Here is a 16424-nt window from a genome sequence, read left to right as displayed (position 1 = left end):
TTCCGATAAATAGTAGCAGAGGGAAACCTTAGCGAATAAAATTAGGAGGAACTACACATGAGAATCAATACAAACGTTTCAGCATTGAATACTTACTCACGCCTAACGGCAGCAAATGCTTCTAAAAGCAATTCTTTGTCTAAATTATCTTCAGGCTTACGCATCAACAAAGCTGGGGACGACGCAGCTGGCTTAGCAATTTCTGAAAAAATGAAAGGCCAAATCGGCGGTTTGTCACAAGCAAAAAGCAACGCACAAGATGGTATTTCATTGATCCAAACAGCAGAAGGTGCATTAAATGAAACCCACAGCATCTTAGGCCGTATGCGTGATCTTGCGGTACAAAGTTCAAACGGTACGTTAAGTGATGACGACCGCAGTGCGATCAACAAAGAATACACCGCATTGTCTGATGAAATCGACCGTATCAGTAATACCACTGAATTCAATACAAAAAGCTTGTTAACTGGTGAAGGCGATGATGCGAAATCATTCACTTTCCAAATCGGTGCCAACGCAAACCAAACAATGAGCGTTTCAATCAACAACATGAGCTCATCTGCATTGAAAGTAAAAGGCTTAGATTTAACCCAAGCCATTGACACAAGCGATGCTAAAGCTGTTGCTGCAGCAAAAGATAAAGCAGTAGCGACTGCCTTTAAAGCAGATGCTACAACAAAATATGCAGCGGACGGCACAGTTGATGCGGCAGCTGGTAAAACAGTTGCTGAATTACAAACAGCCATCGATACAGCTGCTGATGATACAGCAAAAGCAACAGCTCAAAAAACATACGATGATGCTTTAGCAACATTTACCGCTTCTGATGAAGGCAAAGCAGCAGCGGCAACTGTCAGCGTTGAAAACAACCCAATCACAAAAATCGATGAAGCGATCAAAGCAGTTTCTGCACAACGTGCGGATCTTGGTGCGGCGCAAAACCGTCTAGAACACACAATCAACAACTTAGGTACAACGCAAGAAAACCTATCTGAAGCAAACTCACGTATCCGTGACGTTGATATGGCGCAAGAAATGATGAGCTTTACGAAGAGCAACATCCTTTCTCAAGCAGCAACTTCAATGTTGGCACAAGCAAACTCAATGCCTAACAGCGTATTGAGCTTGTTACAAGGATAATTTTTGATCAAGTGAACCACTGACACAAGGACTGCCTAGGGGAAGCGCAGTTCTTGTGTTTTACATAGCAGCACAAAAACGCTTAGAAATGAGGAAGCTCTGATGGATATTCAGCCAATGTCAGGAATACACCCGATCGAAGCCGTTGCGTCGGTCGCTAAAGCACGTCCGATCGAATCCCTAGATCAAGAGACCGCCAACCTTCAGCCGCAACACCAAGAGGGGAAACTGGCGGAGAAAAAGGAACAGACAGTGGCCACTGAACCGCCGATCCACTATTTTTCAGTAGCCGATCAGCACAAGATCGCAGCCTCCGTGGAGGAAGTGAATCAGCGACTACTTGGCAAAGATATGAAATTGGCTTATGAAGTACATGAGCGCACGGGGCGTACGATGGTGCGTTTAGTGGATATGCAGACCAACGAAGTGATCAAAGAGATCCCGCCCGCCAACATGCTAGATGTGATTGGGAAAATATGGGATGATATGGGCATCGCGGTCGATCGAAAGGGATGAAAACATGGCAAGTGTAACCAGCAGTTCAGGAATCAGTACAACGCTAGGGAGTTATTCTGGCGTGACTTCAGAAGATATTGAAAAATTATTGGCGGCAGATGCGATCAACAAGACCCGCGCTGAGAATAAAATCACGTCGCTTAAAGCACAAAAAACGGCGTGGAGTGATATCAGCACTCGCTTGACTAACTTTTTGTCAAAAGTCGATGCATTACAAAAAGATGATGCTTATCAAACGAAAAAAGCGACGACCACCAATAGCAGCATCGCTTCAATTGCAGGAACAACGGAAGCTCCAGAAGGCACCTATGATCTAAAAGTCAACCAACTAGCAACAGCCACGAAGGTGACGGGGAGTCAAGTAGCTCAAAGCAGCAAAACGGCCCTAAATGTCAGTGGTCAGCTGTCATTGACCAGTTCGGAAGTCGATGAAGATGGCAAACCGATCACCGCTTCGATCGAGATCACGGCCGAAGACAGCTTAAAAGATGTGGCAGCCAAGATCAATAGCCAAAGCAAGACGACCTTCGTCGCGGCGAGCATTGTGGATAACCGTTTGATTTTAACAAATACCAAAATGGGCGACAAAAATTTCTTGATCGACGGCAATGCCGCCGAAGGGTTAGGGATCGGTTCAACTGCGACAACGACGCAAGGCCAACCGGCTATTTTTGAGCTAGACGGCATGAAGATCACTCGCGACAGCAACAGTGTGACGGATGTTATCGATGGTGTCACGCTGACGTTAGCGAAAAAAAGCGAGGAGCATGTGACGCTTTCTTTAGCCAATGATACCTCGAAAGTCGTTGATGCAGTGCAAGGATTAGTGGATCAATACAATAGCTTGATGAGTTTTATCGGCGACAATTTGACCGTGGGAGATCCTAGTAGTGAAAACAACAAGACGGGGACCTTGGTGGGAGACAGTGCGTTGACTCGTCTACAGACCCAATTGCGAAATTTGATCACCATTCCAGCCGTCAGCGGTTCAAAGCTGACCGCTAATAAGCTAGGCATCTCCACCGTCGATAATGATGGTACATTGGGATTGGATACGACAAAGTTAAAAGAAGCCTTAGCGGAAGATCCCGCTGCTGTGAAGTCTTTCTTTTATGCAAGTACGAAAACCAAAGAAGCTGATGGCAGTGCGAGCACGAAAGAGACTGGCTATACACTAGCCCTAAAAGAATTAGCCAACAGCTATGTCGTCAATACTTCAGCCAATAAAGGGATCATTGCCACCAAATCTGCGACCTATGACAGTACCATCAAGGATTTAAACAAGCAGATCACACGGTTTGATGATATTTTAGCAATGAAAAAAGAGCGTTACATCACAATGTTTACCAAGTTAGACTCCGTGATGATGGAGGCTGAAAATCAGCTGAGCTACCTAAGCAATCAGTTTGCCAATACGTCAAACTAGGCAGGATAGCCGATTAAAGCAGTCATTTTCTCATTCGCATAAGAAACCCTCGTCAACATGAAAGGAAACAACCGATGGAGCCACACGTATCATTAGATGAACGTTTGAATCAGATCTTAACTGGTTTTGCCCAATGGCGCGGCGACAGCGAAGAAGCCGGTCGTTTGATGGCAGCCAATGCAGCGGTCATAGCAGCCATGCAAGCAGAAGAACAGAGCCATAGTCCACAAACCAGTGCGTTGGCGCAACAAGTGATCCAAGCGTATCAAGCGTTCTTAGACCAGGTCAAAGCCCAGCAGCAAGAGATCAAACAAGAATTGGGGCGTTTGAACCGCAAAAATAATCTTGTCAAAACGTATTTGCAGCAAGAAGACAGTGCCGCCTTCGTCGAATTTGATTTATAGTGAGGAAAAAAAGATGAATTATCAAAAAATGCAAAACAACTATTTGCAGAACCAAGTAATGAGTGCCTCCCCCAACAAACTGATTGAAATGCTGTTGCAAGCAGCGATCAAAAATATCAAATTAGCGGTGATCGCATTGGAAAAAGAAGAGTTGAGCCAAGCTCATCAGCAATTTGTCAAGGCGCAGAATATTTTATTGGAATTACGGGTCTCTTTAGACCGTGAGCAAGGCGGCGCTATTGCAGAAGATCTCGATTCTCTGTATGGCTATATGTACGATCAGCTAGTCAGTGCCAATGTCCAAAAAGAGGCAGCCCCTGCAGAAACGGTCGTCCCGCTTTTAAGCGAACTACTGGAAAGCTGGCAAACGATCACCCAATAAATTTGAGAAAAAGCACAGAAACGACCACCTAAAACCTAGAAAAGTTTAGTAATTGGTTAAATTTTTACCATGTATCCCTTTTCACTAAGCTTTCTTTTTCCCCTCCTCGTCCCTATCTGGTACTCTTTTTATGAGCGTACCGAAAAGGTGCAAGGAGGTTTTTTTTTGAAACAAAAAATAGTACAAAAGCCGCTTTTCTGGCAAGTGGTGATTCTGATTGCAATGAGTGGTGTTTTTTTATTACCGCAGATCTTAGGCCAAGGCATGATTTTGGGCTCTGATGTGGTCTTTCACTTCAATCGTTTTTATGAGACCAGCCAGCAGATCAAAGAGGGCAATTTTCAATATTTTCTTTCTATCTACGGGTTTCAGCAATCTGCTCGTATCGTCAATGCATTATACGGGCCCTTTTTTGCCTATTTCCAAGGATTGCTGGTCTTGCTGAGTCCTTCGTGGTTTTCCTACCAGCTGCTCGCCAACGGGCTGCTCTATTTGTTAGCAGGGTTTTCGATGTTTGGCTTATTAAAGAAATTACGAGTCAATGGTTGGCTGTCAGTGGGGATGAGCGTCCTGTTTATGGCGACCTATTCTGTCCAGTATTGGATTGAGCGACAGGGCTTTTCTGCTTGGGGGGCGGCTGTGCTGCCGCTGTGCCTGATCCCACTGATCGCACTAGGGGAACATAAACGGTTACGGCCTTTTGCGGTAGGGGTTTCCGTGGCGGTCTTATTTCAAATCCATGTGTTTTCAAGCATCTTGTTAGTGTTCTTATACGTGCCCTTTTTCTTACGCGCCTTTTTTGTTGGGACTTCTGGCGAAGAAAAACGACAATTGGTGCTGCGCTTAGCAGGAGCGATCGGAATCTTCTTGCTACTGACCGCCAATATTTGGTTAGGGATGTTGGATCTTTATACGAGTAACACGTTGATCGCGCCTTTTGTGAATCGCAACATGCAGAACAATACCATTACTGGAACCAGCAGCTATTGGTGGACGACTCCGTACCTGCTGCCCATCTTATGTGCCTTGTTCTTTTGCGGTGCGATCCGTGTGTGGCCACGTCTATCTGGCGGCTTCAAATTAATGACGGCAGCTGCAGCAGTCTTTTTCGTTTTATCATCGAACGCTGTTCCTTGGCAATGGCTAGGCAGTCTGGACAATGGTGTGATCAATTTACTGCAATTTCCTTTTCGGTTCTTTGTTCCTGCCACGATTTTGATCTTAGTCGGTTTGTGCCTGCTAGTTCCTTATTATCGGGGCAAGCCATTGGCAAATCCGCGTTGGTTCGTCCTCGTTTTAGTCTTGAGTGTTGGTCAAATCCTGATCCAAAACACGGTCAAAATGCAGGACTGGCACTCCGATGAAGCTGCGGTTTCACTGCGAAACCACACCTATCTGTCGGCGGAATCTGAAGCGCAATTGAAGGAAGCCTATTTTAGTAAAGACAAGTCCTTAGCATTAGCGCTGTATCAACGTTCTACGCCAGATTATCTGCCCCTCTATCAAGAAACCAAGAAGAACAAGTACAATTTGTACGGGGAAGAAATCATTGAAAAGAATGATAGCGTGGCAAAAACCGTAGAAAACGGGAAGCTTACTTTACGTTGGCAAGGTGATCAAGAGACGTGGAAGGCTTTACCGATCATCAATTACCGATATACTGAATTGACCCTCAATCAGCAGCCACTAACTGAAAAAGATGTCTCTTTGAGTGCCATTGGTGCCGTTTCTGTCCAACAGCAAGCAGGGGAGAATGTCTTAGTCGTTGATTACGACGCGCCTTGGTTTTTCGACGGAGCTTTATGGCTGACGATCATTTCTTGGCTCGCTTTACTCATCGGCTTTATCAGCTGGAAAACAAGACAGCTGTACCGTCGTCGTAAGGTCGTACAAGCTTTATTGAAAGAATCTGAATAAAATGAATAAGGAAAGAACTTCAGCGAGAGGGCTGAAGTTCTTTTTTTGCTGATCAACAACAGTGGACCTGTTGCTTTTCGTCAGAAACAATAATCGTTGCGCACGCAACGATTATTCCTTATAATAGATTAGACACTTTGAAGAACTAAGAAAGGCAGGAGTGCTCATGGAAGCCATTATCCGCTCAATCAATCATATTGCCCGTCTCGCCACCCTTTATCGGGAAAAAGAACTGAAAAAATTTGGTTTAGGCGGGATGCATCATACCTATATCTTAAACATTTGCCGCCAACCGGGGATCAGTCAAGAAGCCTTAGCCAAGAAGATTTTTGTGAATAAAAGCAATGTTGCCCGTCAACTAGCAATCCTAGAAGAACGAGGATTTGTCACTAGAACCAGCAGTCCCACCGACAAACGACAATTACTGGTTTATCCAACCGAAAAAGCACTCGCCGTCCAACCAGCGATCCAACAGCTGCTTCAAAGCTGGAATGAACAAGTCGTAGCAGGTTTTTCTGCTGCCCAACAGCAGCAGTTGATCGCCGATCTGGAAATCGTCAAAGAAAATTCCCAGCGGATTTTAGCGAAAGATGAGGCGATGGAATGAATCTTTTGACTCAATATTTAAAACCCTATATCGGCCGCATCTCCCTTGGCGTCAGTATCAAATTCTTCGGCTCCCTGATGGACTTGCTATTGCCTTGGATTTTGGCGTATATCATCGATTCTGTGATCCCCACCAAGCAGGTATCTGCAATTTTTGCTTGGGGTGGGGCGATGGTGGTCTGCTCCATCATCGCAGTCGTCACCAATATCATCGCCAATCGGATGGCCTCCAGTGTTGCTCGCGATACCAACGGCAGTATACGCCATGATTTATTTGAAAAAGTTTCCTATCTGTCGATTCCGCAAGTCGAAGAAGTCGGGATCCCTTCTTTGGTGTCTCGCTTGACGACAGACACTTACAATATCCATCAAACGGTAGGGATGATCCAACGGATGGGGATTCGTGCCCCGATTCTGTTATTAGGGGGGATCATGATCACTGCCACATTAGATCCCGTGTTGACGCTGGTCTTAGTAGGCGTCTTGCCCTTCACTTTAGTGGCGGCAGTCACGATCTCGAAACGGGGGATTCCCTTGTTTGCCTCATTGCAAAAGCAAGTGGATGTGTTGGTGCGAACTGTCCGTGAAAATGTGACTGGGGCTCGGGTGATCAAGGCCTTGTCCAAAGCAGATTACGAGAAAAAGCGCTTTGACCACGTCAACCAAGACGTAGTAGCTGCGGAAACTACCGCTAATCGAACGATGGCTGCGACACCACCCCTGATGGACCTATTTTTGAATATCGGACTGACGCTAGTGATCGTCGTCAGTGCCTTTCGCGTCAATCAAGGATTGACCCAACCAGGCGTCATCATCGCCTTTTTGACTTATTTTACGATCATTTTGAATGCCATGCTCAGTATCACGCGCATCTTTGTGATCGTGTCAAAGGGGCTGGCTTCTGCCGATCGAATCCAATCCGTCTTGCGCCTGCCGCAAAATATGCAAGTCATTGAGGCGCCTGTCAAAGAAGAGTCTGCGCATATCGTTTTTGAAAAAGTTTCCTTCACCTATCCTAACGGTACCCAGGTGCTGAAAGACATCGATTTTTCCTTGCAGCCGGGAGAAACCTTAGGGATTATCGGTGCGACTGGTAGTGGAAAATCAACGATCGTCAAACTACTGCTGCGGCTCTATGACCCAACGAAGGGCATGATTCGCATCGCTGGTCGCGACATTCGCTCCATCGATCCGACGGAGCTGCATCAGTTATTCGGTGTCGTCTTACAAAAAGACGTGCTTTTTGCGGAAACGATCGAAGAAAATATCGCTTTTGGTCGGCGGTTTTCCAAAGAACAGATCGAAGAAGCGGCGGCTCGCGCCCAAGCCAAGGAGTTTATCAATCAACTACCCAAGCGCTTAGCTCATCCACTGCATGCTAAAGGCAGCAATTTAAGCGGGGGTCAAAAGCAGCGGGTCTTGTTATCGCGGGCCTTGGCGGGGGATCCAGAGATTTTGATTTTGGATGATTCTGCCAGTGCGCTGGATTATCGGACCGACGCTCAGTTGCGCAAGGTCCTGAGACAGCAGTTTCAACAGACGACGACGGTCTTGATCGCGCAGCGGATCAGCTCGATCCAGCATGCCGACAAAATTTTGGTACTGGAAAACGGGCAAATGAACGGCTTTGGCAGTCACCAAGAATTACTAGCAGAAAATGCGATCTACCAAGCCATTTATCAAGGTCAGACAGGAGGTGCCGACGATGCCGAAGAAAAAAACGGAAAAACCGCAGGATAGTAAGAAAACACTACGGCGTTTGTGGGGCTATCTTTACGAGTACAAAGGTCTCTTGCTAGCAGCCGCTGTATTGATGATGGCCAGCAACATTTTCGCCTTGGTGGGACCGTTGCTTTCAGGGTACGCCATTGATGCCATTCAACCGGGTCCCGGCAAGGTCATTTTTGACCGAGTCTTCTTTTATTGTGGGCTGATGCTGCTGTTTTATCTTGCGTCTTCCCTTCTTAGTTATCTGATTTCGCTCATGATGATCCGCTTGAGTCAGCGGGTGGTGGCAGCGATGCGCAAGGCGATTTTTGATAAAATCACCGAACTGCCAGTGGGGTATTTTGACCGAGTCGCCACTGGGGATATCATCAGTCGCATCAGTTATGATGTCGATACCATCAATACGTCATTGGCCAGCGATGCCATTCAAGTCCTCAGCAGTCTTGTGACGATCATTGGTTCGTTTGTGATGATGGTTTTGATTTCGCCGCTGCTGGTGCTGATTTTTGTCGTAACGGTTCCCGCTTCGATCTTTTTGACCCGCTTTTTGATGAGCAAATTTCAACCATTGTTTCGCCGTCGTTCCCGCAAATTAGGCGAATTGAACGGCTTTGTGGAAGAGATTATTTCTGGTCAGCAAACGATCAAGCTGTATAACCAAGAAGAAGCGATCATCAGCCGTTTTGACGAAAAAAACCAAGAAGCGGTGGATGCCTATTACAATGCCGAGTACTACGGCAGTATGACTGGTCCTTCCATCAACTTTATCAACAATCTGTCGTTGTCCTTGATCAGTATGTTTGGCGCTTTGCTGTTTTTGTTCGGTCATCTGACATTAGGGAATGTTTCTTCCTTTGTTCTTTACTCCAGAAAATTCTCAGGACCAATCAATGAGTTAGCCAACATCTTCAGCGATTTGCAATCAGCATTGGCGGCGGCAGAACGAATCTTCCGTTTGCTGGATGAAGAACCTGAAGTTTCTGATGTTCCTGGAGCCTACGAATACCACGAGGTGTCTGGTGATGTCGCCTTTGACCATGTGACCTTCGGCTATCAAGCACAGCAGCCCATCATCAAAGACCTTTCGCTACAAGTACCAGCTGGCAGCTTGGTCGCGATCGTCGGACCGACCGGAGCGGGGAAAACCACCATCGTGAACCTCTTGATGCGGTTTTATGACCCTGACCAAGGAGCGATTCGGTTAGACGGTAAAAATATCCGCCAAGCGACACGCCGCAGCCTACGGCAAAGCTATGCGATGGTGCTGCAAGATACCTGGTTGTTCACGGGAACGGTTTTCGACAATTTGGCCTACGGCAAGGCGAATGCGACGTTGGCAGAAGTCCAAGCTGCTGCACAAGCCGCCCATATCCATGACTTTATTATGAGCCTGCCAAAAGGCTATGATACTTTGATCTCTGAAGACGGAACCGGTATCTCACAAGGGCAAAAACAGCTGTTGACGATTGCACGAGCAATGCTGTTGGATGCCGATCTGTTGATTCTTGATGAAGCCACATCGAATGTCGACACGCAAACAGAGCTGCTGATCCAAGCAGCGATGACCAAATTGATGAAAGGCAAAACCTCCTTTGTGATCGCCCATCGCTTGTCCACGATTCGACATGCCGATACGATCCTCGTGGTGGAACAGGGGAATATCGTAGAGCAAGGGACCCACGAAGAATTAGTAGCCAAAGAGGGGCGTTACGCCGCACTCTATCAGGCACAATTTGATGCATGATCCATAGCTAGTCCACATCCTTGCAAGGAGAACGCCACTGCTTGCAAGGATGTTTTTTGCGTGCTATCGGCTTTCTTGGCATAGGTACAAAATCTTCTTATGACAAATCAGGCAATTATCGGTATACTTAAGAAAGGGGTATCATCAAACAGAAAGAAGGGAAACAATTGGATCATAAACAACTAAAAGAATTCCCCAATGATTTTTTATGGGGTTCAGCATCAGCAGCCTATCAAGTAGAAGGCGCATGGCAAGAAGACGGCAAAGGCGCTTCGGTTTGGGACGATTTTGTCCGCATTCCAGGAAAAACCTTTAAAGCAACTAACGGAGATGTCGCGGTCGACCATTACCACCGCTTCAAAGAAGATGTTGCCTTGATGAAAGAACAAGGATTGAAAACCTATCGTTTTTCCATTGCTTGGACACGGATTTTTCCAGAAGGACGAGGAGAAGTCAATCAAGCAGGGTTAGACTTTTATTTAGCATTGATCGATGAACTGATAAAAGCAGGGATCGAACCGATGGTGACCTTGTACCATTGGGATCTGCCACGAGCTTTGCAAGAAGAATACGGTGGCTGGGAATCTCGCAAAATCATTGAAGATTTCACCAACTATGCGGCCGTATTGTTTGAAGCCTTTCGCGGCAAAGTCCACTATTGGGTCAGCTTGAATGAACAAAATATCTTTACTTCTTTAGGTTATCTTTTAGCTGCCCATCCCCCAGGAGTGACCGATCCTAAAAGGATGTATGAAGTCAATCATATCGCTAACTTGGCGAATGCTTCGGTGATCAACAAGTTCCATGAGATGAAAATCCCAGGGAAAATCGGACCAAGTTTCGCCTACTCACCAAACTACCCAATCAACAGCGACCCGAAAAATATTTTGGCAGCTGAAAACGCGGAAGACTTGATGGCGCATTATTGGTTAGACGTCTATCTATGGGGCGAATACCCGATTGCTGCAATGAATTACTTGAAAGAGCAAGGGATCGCACCAACGATTGAACCAGGAGATATGGACTTGCTGCGTTCAGCAAAACCAGATTTCTTAGGGATCAATTATTACCAAACAGCAACAAATGCCTACAATCCATTAGATGGTGTCGGTGCGGGGAAAATAAACACCACTGGGAAAAAAGGCAGCTCCGAAGAAACCGGGACACCAGGAATGTTCAAAAAAGCCGAAAATCCATTTGTGGAACGGACGAATTGGGATTGGGAGATCGATCCCCAAGGGCTGCGGATCGCTTTACGACGAATCACTAGCCGTTATCGGGTGCCTGTGATCATTACAGAAAACGGACTTGGTGAATACGACAAACTAACCGATGATCATCAAATCCATGACCAATACCGCATCGATTATTTAGCAGGGCATGTCCATGCCATCAAAGAAGCGATCAGCGACGGCGCGGAAGTTCTTGGCTATTGCACCTGGTCCTTCACTGATTTGCTAAGCTGGTTGAACGGCTACCAAAAACGCTATGGCTTTGTCTATGTCGACCAAGATGAAACGCAAGAAGGATCTTTGGCACGCTACAAGAAAGACAGCTTCTACTGGTACCAAGAGCTGATCAAAACCAACGGGCAAGAGTGCTAGCCTCCTAAAACCAATACCTGAATAAGCGAAACGACCCCTGCAACGGCAGTGATCGTTTCTTAGAAAAAAGTACGTTCCACCTGTAGCGACCGCCCAAAGGTAGACCAAAAGTCTCGCGTTTTGGGCCGCTTCAAAGGAGAACGTCCTTTTTTTGAGTATTATCGTTGACAAGTGTAAACGATAATTGTAAAGTATAAGAAGATTACAACTGTAAACATAAAAGGTTAATGGGTTTGCATAGCAAGCAAGGAGGAAGGAAACAATGATCGAAAAGAATTATGGGGTAAAAGGGATGACCTGTGCGTCTTGTTCCCAGACCGTCGAAAAAACAGTCAGCAAGCTGGCGGGGGTCGATCAAGCAGCTGTCAATTTGGCTACTGAAAAATTACATATTCGTTATGACGAGCAGCAGCTCACCGAAGAAACACTCGCTGCGGCCATCAAAGCAGCGGGCTATCAACTGATCGGCTCCCAAAGACAAGAGACCTTTGCCATCTCGGGCATGACCTGTGCGTCTTGTGCCCAAACAGTAGAAAAAGCTGTCCAAAAATTAGCGGGTGTGGAGCAAGCCTCCGTCAATCTGGCAACAGAAAAACTGACGGTCAGCTATCAACAAGATCAAGTGACCGCCGCGAAGATCGCAGCTGCCGTGAAAGAGGCGGGCTATGATGCACAGCTGCCGACCGCTTCTGCCGACAAGGTGGATTCAAAACAGGCAGAGATTCGTGCTTTATGGCAACGGTTTTGGCTTTCAGCGCTCTTTACGATCCCCTTGTTCTATTTGACGATGGGGGAAATGATCGGTTTGCCGATCCCTGGCTTTTTAGATCCGATGGCCTATCCAGTCAATTTTGTTACCACTCAATTGCTTTTGGTCTTACCGGTGATGGTCCTCGGTCGCGCCTTTTACATTGCTGGTTTCAAAGCACTTTGGAAAGGCCATCCCAATATGGATTCCCTCGTCGCATTGGGAACCAGTGCTGCCTTCTTTTATAGTATTTATGGGACCGTGATGGTCTACCTGGGCACGACCCATTATGCGATGCACTTGTACTATGAAACAGCCGCCGTTATTTTGGCATTAGTTACTTTAGGAAAATACCTTGAGTCGGTCTCGAAGGGCAAAACCTCCGAAGCTATCAAGAAGTTGTTGGATCTCGCACCGAAAAAAGCCCGCGTGCTCCGCGGCAGCGGGAATCAAGCCGAAGAAGTCGAAGTGGGTATTGAAGAAGTCGCAGCTGGCGATATCTTAATCGTACGACCTGGTGAGAAGATTCCTGTGGATGGGATCGTTACCCAAGGCCGCTCTGCCATCGATGAATCAATGATTACTGGAGAAAGCTTACCTATCGAAAAACAAGTCGGTGATCGGGTGATCGGCGCCAGTATCAACAAAAACGGCTCCTTTCAATATGAAGCCACCAATGTGGGAGAAGATTCAACGTTAGCGCAAATCATTCAGTTAGTAGAAAATGCCCAAGGCTCCAAAGCGCCGATTGCTCGCATGGCTGACAAAGTTTCGGGGGTGTTTGTCCCGATCGTCATGGTCTTGGCGGTTTTTGCAGGACTTGCCTGGTTTTTCTTAGGACAAGAAACCTGGATCTTCTCATTGACCATTACGATTTCTGTATTAGTGATTGCTTGTCCGTGTGCCTTAGGATTAGCGACACCGACCGCCATCATGGTGGGTGCGGGCAAAGGGGCAGAAAATGGCGTCTTGATCAAAAGCGGCGATGCGTTAGAAACAGCTAGAAACGTGACGACGATCGTCTTTGATAAAACCGGCACAATCACAGAAGGCAAACCAGTCGTAACCGATCTCCTGCCTGCCGGCAACCACACGCCGACGGAATTGCTGCAGCTGGCGGCTTCTGTTGAAAAAGGTTCAGAACATCCATTAGGCGAAGCCATTGTGATCGAAGCCCGCACGCAAGCTCTCGCCCTACAAGAAGTTGACGGGTTTGAAGCGATCCCAGGGCATGGGATTCAAGGAACGATCGCTGGCAGTCCAGTCCTATTAGGCAACCAGAAATGGTTGGAAAAACAAAACGTTGCCATTGATGGCCTGATCGAGCAAGCCCAACAATTGGCTCACGAAGGGAAAACACCGATGTATGTTGCCAAAGACGGCGAAGCGATCGGGATCATCGCTGTGGCAGATACTATCAAAGAAAGCAGTCGAAAAGCCATTGACCGGTTGCATCAAATGGGCTTGTACGTAGCAATGATCACGGGCGACAATGCCCGAACGGCCCAAGCCATCGCCAAACAAGTCGGTATCGATGAAGTGATCAGTGACGTCTTGCCAGAAGATAAAGCCGCCAAAGTAGCTGGCCTGCAAGCCAAAGGCCAAAAGGTTGCGATGGTAGGTGACGGGATCAATGATGCGCCCGCGTTAGCCCAAGCCGATGTAGGGATCGCGATCGGCTCCGGTACCGATGTCGCCATCGAATCGGCAGACATCGTACTGATGCGCAGCGATCTGATGGACGTCCCATCAGCGATCGAGTTAAGTCGGGCAACCATCAAAAACATCAAAGAAAATCTTTTCTGGGCTTTTGCTTATAACGTCTTAGGCATCCCTGTCGCAATGGGTGTGCTGCATCTTTTCGGTGGCCCCTTGCTCAATCCAATGATCGCTGGGGCGGCCATGAGCTTCAGCTCGGTATCCGTTTTATTGAATGCCTTGCGGCTGAAACGATTCCAACCCTCAGCGAAAAAATAAACGAAGCAACGAATGCACCAACAAAAAGACCTGCCCACGGTTTCTGATGGAAGAAAACCGTGGGCAGGTCTTTTTAGTGCTGGACATCTAAATAAGAGTAGGCTCGCACGTCATAACGGTTGCGACTACGGGAAAATTCGATAGGTGAGCCATTTTTCTGATAGACGATCTGTTCGATCTCTAAGACCGGATCATCGGCTTTACAGTCCAAATACTGTTGATCGTATGCGGTACTTTTATCAGCGGCGATGGTGCGGTAGGCGCCAGCAAACTGGACCCCTAGTTCCTCTTTGACATAACGGTAGATAGAACTTTCTAAATGGCCACGAGTTAAATTGGGCACTAAATGGACGGGCATATAGGTATATTCTAAAATAAACGGTTGGTCTTCAAGAATCCGCAAGCGGACAATACTATAGATCGGCTGTTCTTCCGTTAACATCAACTTTTCTTGGATCGTTTGGTCAGGAAATTCGACTTGAAAATCGATGACCTGACTGACTAGCTTGCGGCCAGCTTTGCCCATTTCCGTTGACAAGCCTTCATAGACCGTTAAAGCAGTGGTGTCTTTTTTTAAGAATGGGTGGTTCAATATTTTTGTTCCAGCGCCCCGCTGAGAATAAACCAGTCCTTCCATGGCTAAGATACCGATGGCTTTTTTGACGGTCATCCGGCTGACTCCGAATTCCTCGACTAAATCAGTTTGATTCGGCAGTAAGCTGTCAGGCGGATACGTTTTGTTTTTGATACGTGTGCGTAAAATATTGGCAATTTCTTGGTATTTTGGCATCTGATCACCTCGCAAGAAGTATAGCTGAAAAAAGCGGTTTCGACAATCAAACCTTGGTTTTTTTATAAAAAGAACGGCTGACTGAAAAAATTCAGCCAGCCGTTGCGCTTAATCGATTGATGGTTCTGCTTGACGATCTAACACACGTAAGAATGGATACCAGATCAAGCCGACGATCACCACGTCAATGACTTGCAGCAAACCACCTAACCAAGAGTTGGTTGCTAAGACACCACTGAAGACCACTGGAACGGTCCAAGGAACAGAAACACCAGTTGGTGCAGGAACAAGTCCAGCCGCCATCACTAAGTAGTTGAAGGTCGTTACCACAAGAGGTGCCACGACCCAAGGAATCAGGATCGTCGCATTCAAGACGATCGGCATACCGAAGATGGCTGGTTCGTTAACGTTAAAGATCCCTGGTGCTAAAGCCAAACGACCAACATCGCGGTATTGTTTTTTCTTCAATACGAAAGCCATCAAGATAACAACGGCTAACGTCATACCAGAACCGCCTAATCCAACGGTAAAGGTTTCCATAAATGGTTTTGTGACGATATGCGGCAGTGCATCCCCATTTTGATACGCTTCTAAGTTGTCTAACATCAATGTATTCCAAATCGGGTCCATCACAGAGTTGACGATGATTTGACCATGTAGACCGAAGAACCAAAGGAATTGAACAAAGAACAAAGCCAATAGAGTTGCTGGCAAGCTGCTGCCTAGTCCAGTCAATGGTTTTTGGATCAATTCATAAACCAAGTCATGCAAGTTGGCATTGAAGACACCCGTCATGATGGCATTGATCACTAAGAATACCGTTAAGGTGATAATTGCTGGAATCAAAGCGGCAAAAGATTTAGAAACTGCTGGTGGTACCCCATCAGGCATTTTGATCTGCCAGCCGCGTTTTGTGATGCGGCAATAGATTTCAGCTGCCAAAAATGCTGCGATCATCCCGATAAACATCCCTTTTGCGCCAAGACGATCAAGAGACAGCACACCGGAGATCGTTTCGCCAGATTCAGTAGTCATAAAGAAAGGAGTCAAGATCAAAAAGCTGGCAAACGAAACGGCACCACCAAAAATCCCTTCCACATCATATGATTTTGATAAATAATAGCCAATACCGAAAGTAACGAAAACAGTCATGATACTCATTGTTGCATTTTGCCCATTGCCAAACAGTGTTCCTAATGTTCCTTTAGTGGCATCACTGAAGAAGGGCAGGTTGTTTAAAACGACCACGATCGATCCAAACATAGTGATTGGGAACGAAAGCATAAACGCGTCCCGCAAGACGGTCAGGTAGCGATTTTGTCCTAAGGCATTCGCCAAGGGCAAAATCTTTTCAGATAACTTGTCCATAAAACCATTCATTATTATTTCACTCCTTAAATTTCTTTTTGCAATCGATTACATTGATAATGTATCATGTTTTA

13 protein-coding genes are annotated in these 16424 nt (G+C 46.5%); 11 read left to right on the top strand and 2 right to left on the bottom strand.

Annotated features, from left to right (window positions below; translation table 11 throughout):
* The first annotated feature begins 57 nt into the window (after nt 1-57).
* The 11 genes from ECA1_RS02630 to ECA1_RS02580 all read left to right on the top strand — a co-directional run bounded on the left by ECA1_RS02630 (nt 58) and on the right by ECA1_RS02580 (nt 14192).
* Entirely contained in the window at nt 58-1140 is a 1083-nt protein-coding gene (locus ECA1_RS02630; RefSeq protein WP_005226642.1) for a flagellin N-terminal helical domain-containing protein, read from the top strand.
* A 102-nt stretch (nt 1141-1242) separates the two neighbouring features.
* Nucleotides 1243-1656 carry a flagellar protein FlaG gene (locus ECA1_RS02625; protein ID WP_016609033.1) on the top strand — a complete coding sequence of 138 codons (414 nt, stop codon included), beginning with the start codon at nt 1243-1245 and terminating at the stop codon, nt 1654-1656.
* Between the two features lie 4 nt (nt 1657-1660).
* On the top strand, nt 1661-3082 hold the full coding sequence (gene fliD, locus ECA1_RS02620; protein WP_060791652.1) for a flagellar filament capping protein FliD: 1422 nt from the start codon (nt 1661-1663) through the stop codon (nt 3080-3082).
* Nucleotides 3083-3156: 74 nt separating this feature from the next.
* A complete protein-coding gene (locus tag ECA1_RS02615) occupies nt 3157-3486 on the top strand; it encodes a hypothetical protein (RefSeq protein ID WP_060791651.1) in 330 nt (109 codons plus the stop codon).
* Between the two features lie 13 nt (nt 3487-3499).
* A complete protein-coding gene (gene fliS / locus ECA1_RS02610) occupies nt 3500-3868 on the top strand; it encodes a flagellar export chaperone FliS (RefSeq protein WP_034859136.1) in 369 nt (122 codons plus the stop codon).
* A 165-nt stretch (nt 3869-4033) separates the two neighbouring features.
* Nucleotides 4034-5785, top strand: a complete 1752-nt coding sequence (locus ECA1_RS02605) for a glycosyltransferase family protein (RefSeq protein WP_060791650.1) — start codon at nt 4034-4036, stop codon at nt 5783-5785.
* A gap of 166 nt (nt 5786-5951) precedes the next feature.
* Nucleotides 5952-6392: a MarR family winged helix-turn-helix transcriptional regulator gene (locus ECA1_RS02600; protein WP_060791649.1), complete on the top strand. Its 441-nt coding sequence runs from the start codon at nt 5952-5954 to the stop codon at nt 6390-6392.
* Entirely contained in the window at nt 6389-8131 is a 1743-nt protein-coding gene (locus ECA1_RS02595; protein WP_060791648.1) for an ABC transporter ATP-binding protein, read from the top strand. Before ECA1_RS02600 ends, ECA1_RS02595 begins: the two co-directional genes overlap by 4 nt.
* Nucleotides 8097-9863 (top strand): ABC transporter ATP-binding protein, encoded by a 1767-nt coding sequence (locus ECA1_RS02590; protein WP_060791647.1) that lies wholly within the window; start codon nt 8097-8099, stop codon nt 9861-9863. Before ECA1_RS02595 ends, ECA1_RS02590 begins: the two co-directional genes overlap by 35 nt.
* A gap of 167 nt (nt 9864-10030) precedes the next feature.
* On the top strand, nt 10031-11467 hold the full coding sequence (locus tag ECA1_RS02585) for a glycoside hydrolase family 1 protein (protein WP_060791646.1): 1437 nt from the start codon (nt 10031-10033) through the stop codon (nt 11465-11467).
* Nucleotides 11468-11729: 262 nt separating this feature from the next.
* On the top strand, nt 11730-14192 hold the full coding sequence (locus ECA1_RS02580; protein ID WP_060791645.1) for a heavy metal translocating P-type ATPase: 2463 nt from the start codon (nt 11730-11732) through the stop codon (nt 14190-14192).
* Nucleotides 14193-14265: 73 nt separating this feature from the next.
* Here ECA1_RS02580 and ECA1_RS02575 read toward each other — a convergent pair whose 3' ends face one another.
* Both ECA1_RS02575 and celB read right to left on the bottom strand, forming a co-directional pair.
* Nucleotides 14266-14982, bottom strand: a complete 717-nt coding sequence (locus ECA1_RS02575; protein WP_005226669.1) for a GntR family transcriptional regulator — start codon at nt 14980-14982, stop codon at nt 14266-14268.
* Nucleotides 14983-15090: 108 nt separating this feature from the next.
* The gene (celB, locus tag ECA1_RS02570) at nt 15091-16362 is read right to left on the bottom strand and encodes a PTS cellobiose transporter subunit IIC (RefSeq protein ID WP_005226670.1); all 1272 of its coding nucleotides are present in this window, start codon (nt 16360-16362) and stop codon (nt 15091-15093) included.
* Nucleotides 16363-16424 lie beyond the last annotated feature (62 nt).

The sequence above is a fragment of the Enterococcus casseliflavus NBRC 100478 genome, assembly GCF_001544095.1.
Classification (GTDB): domain Bacteria; phylum Bacillota; class Bacilli; order Lactobacillales; family Enterococcaceae; genus Enterococcus_D; species Enterococcus_D casseliflavus.
The sequence above is the reverse complement of the archived record's forward strand: the minus strand, read 5'-3'. Positions and strand labels throughout refer to the sequence as shown.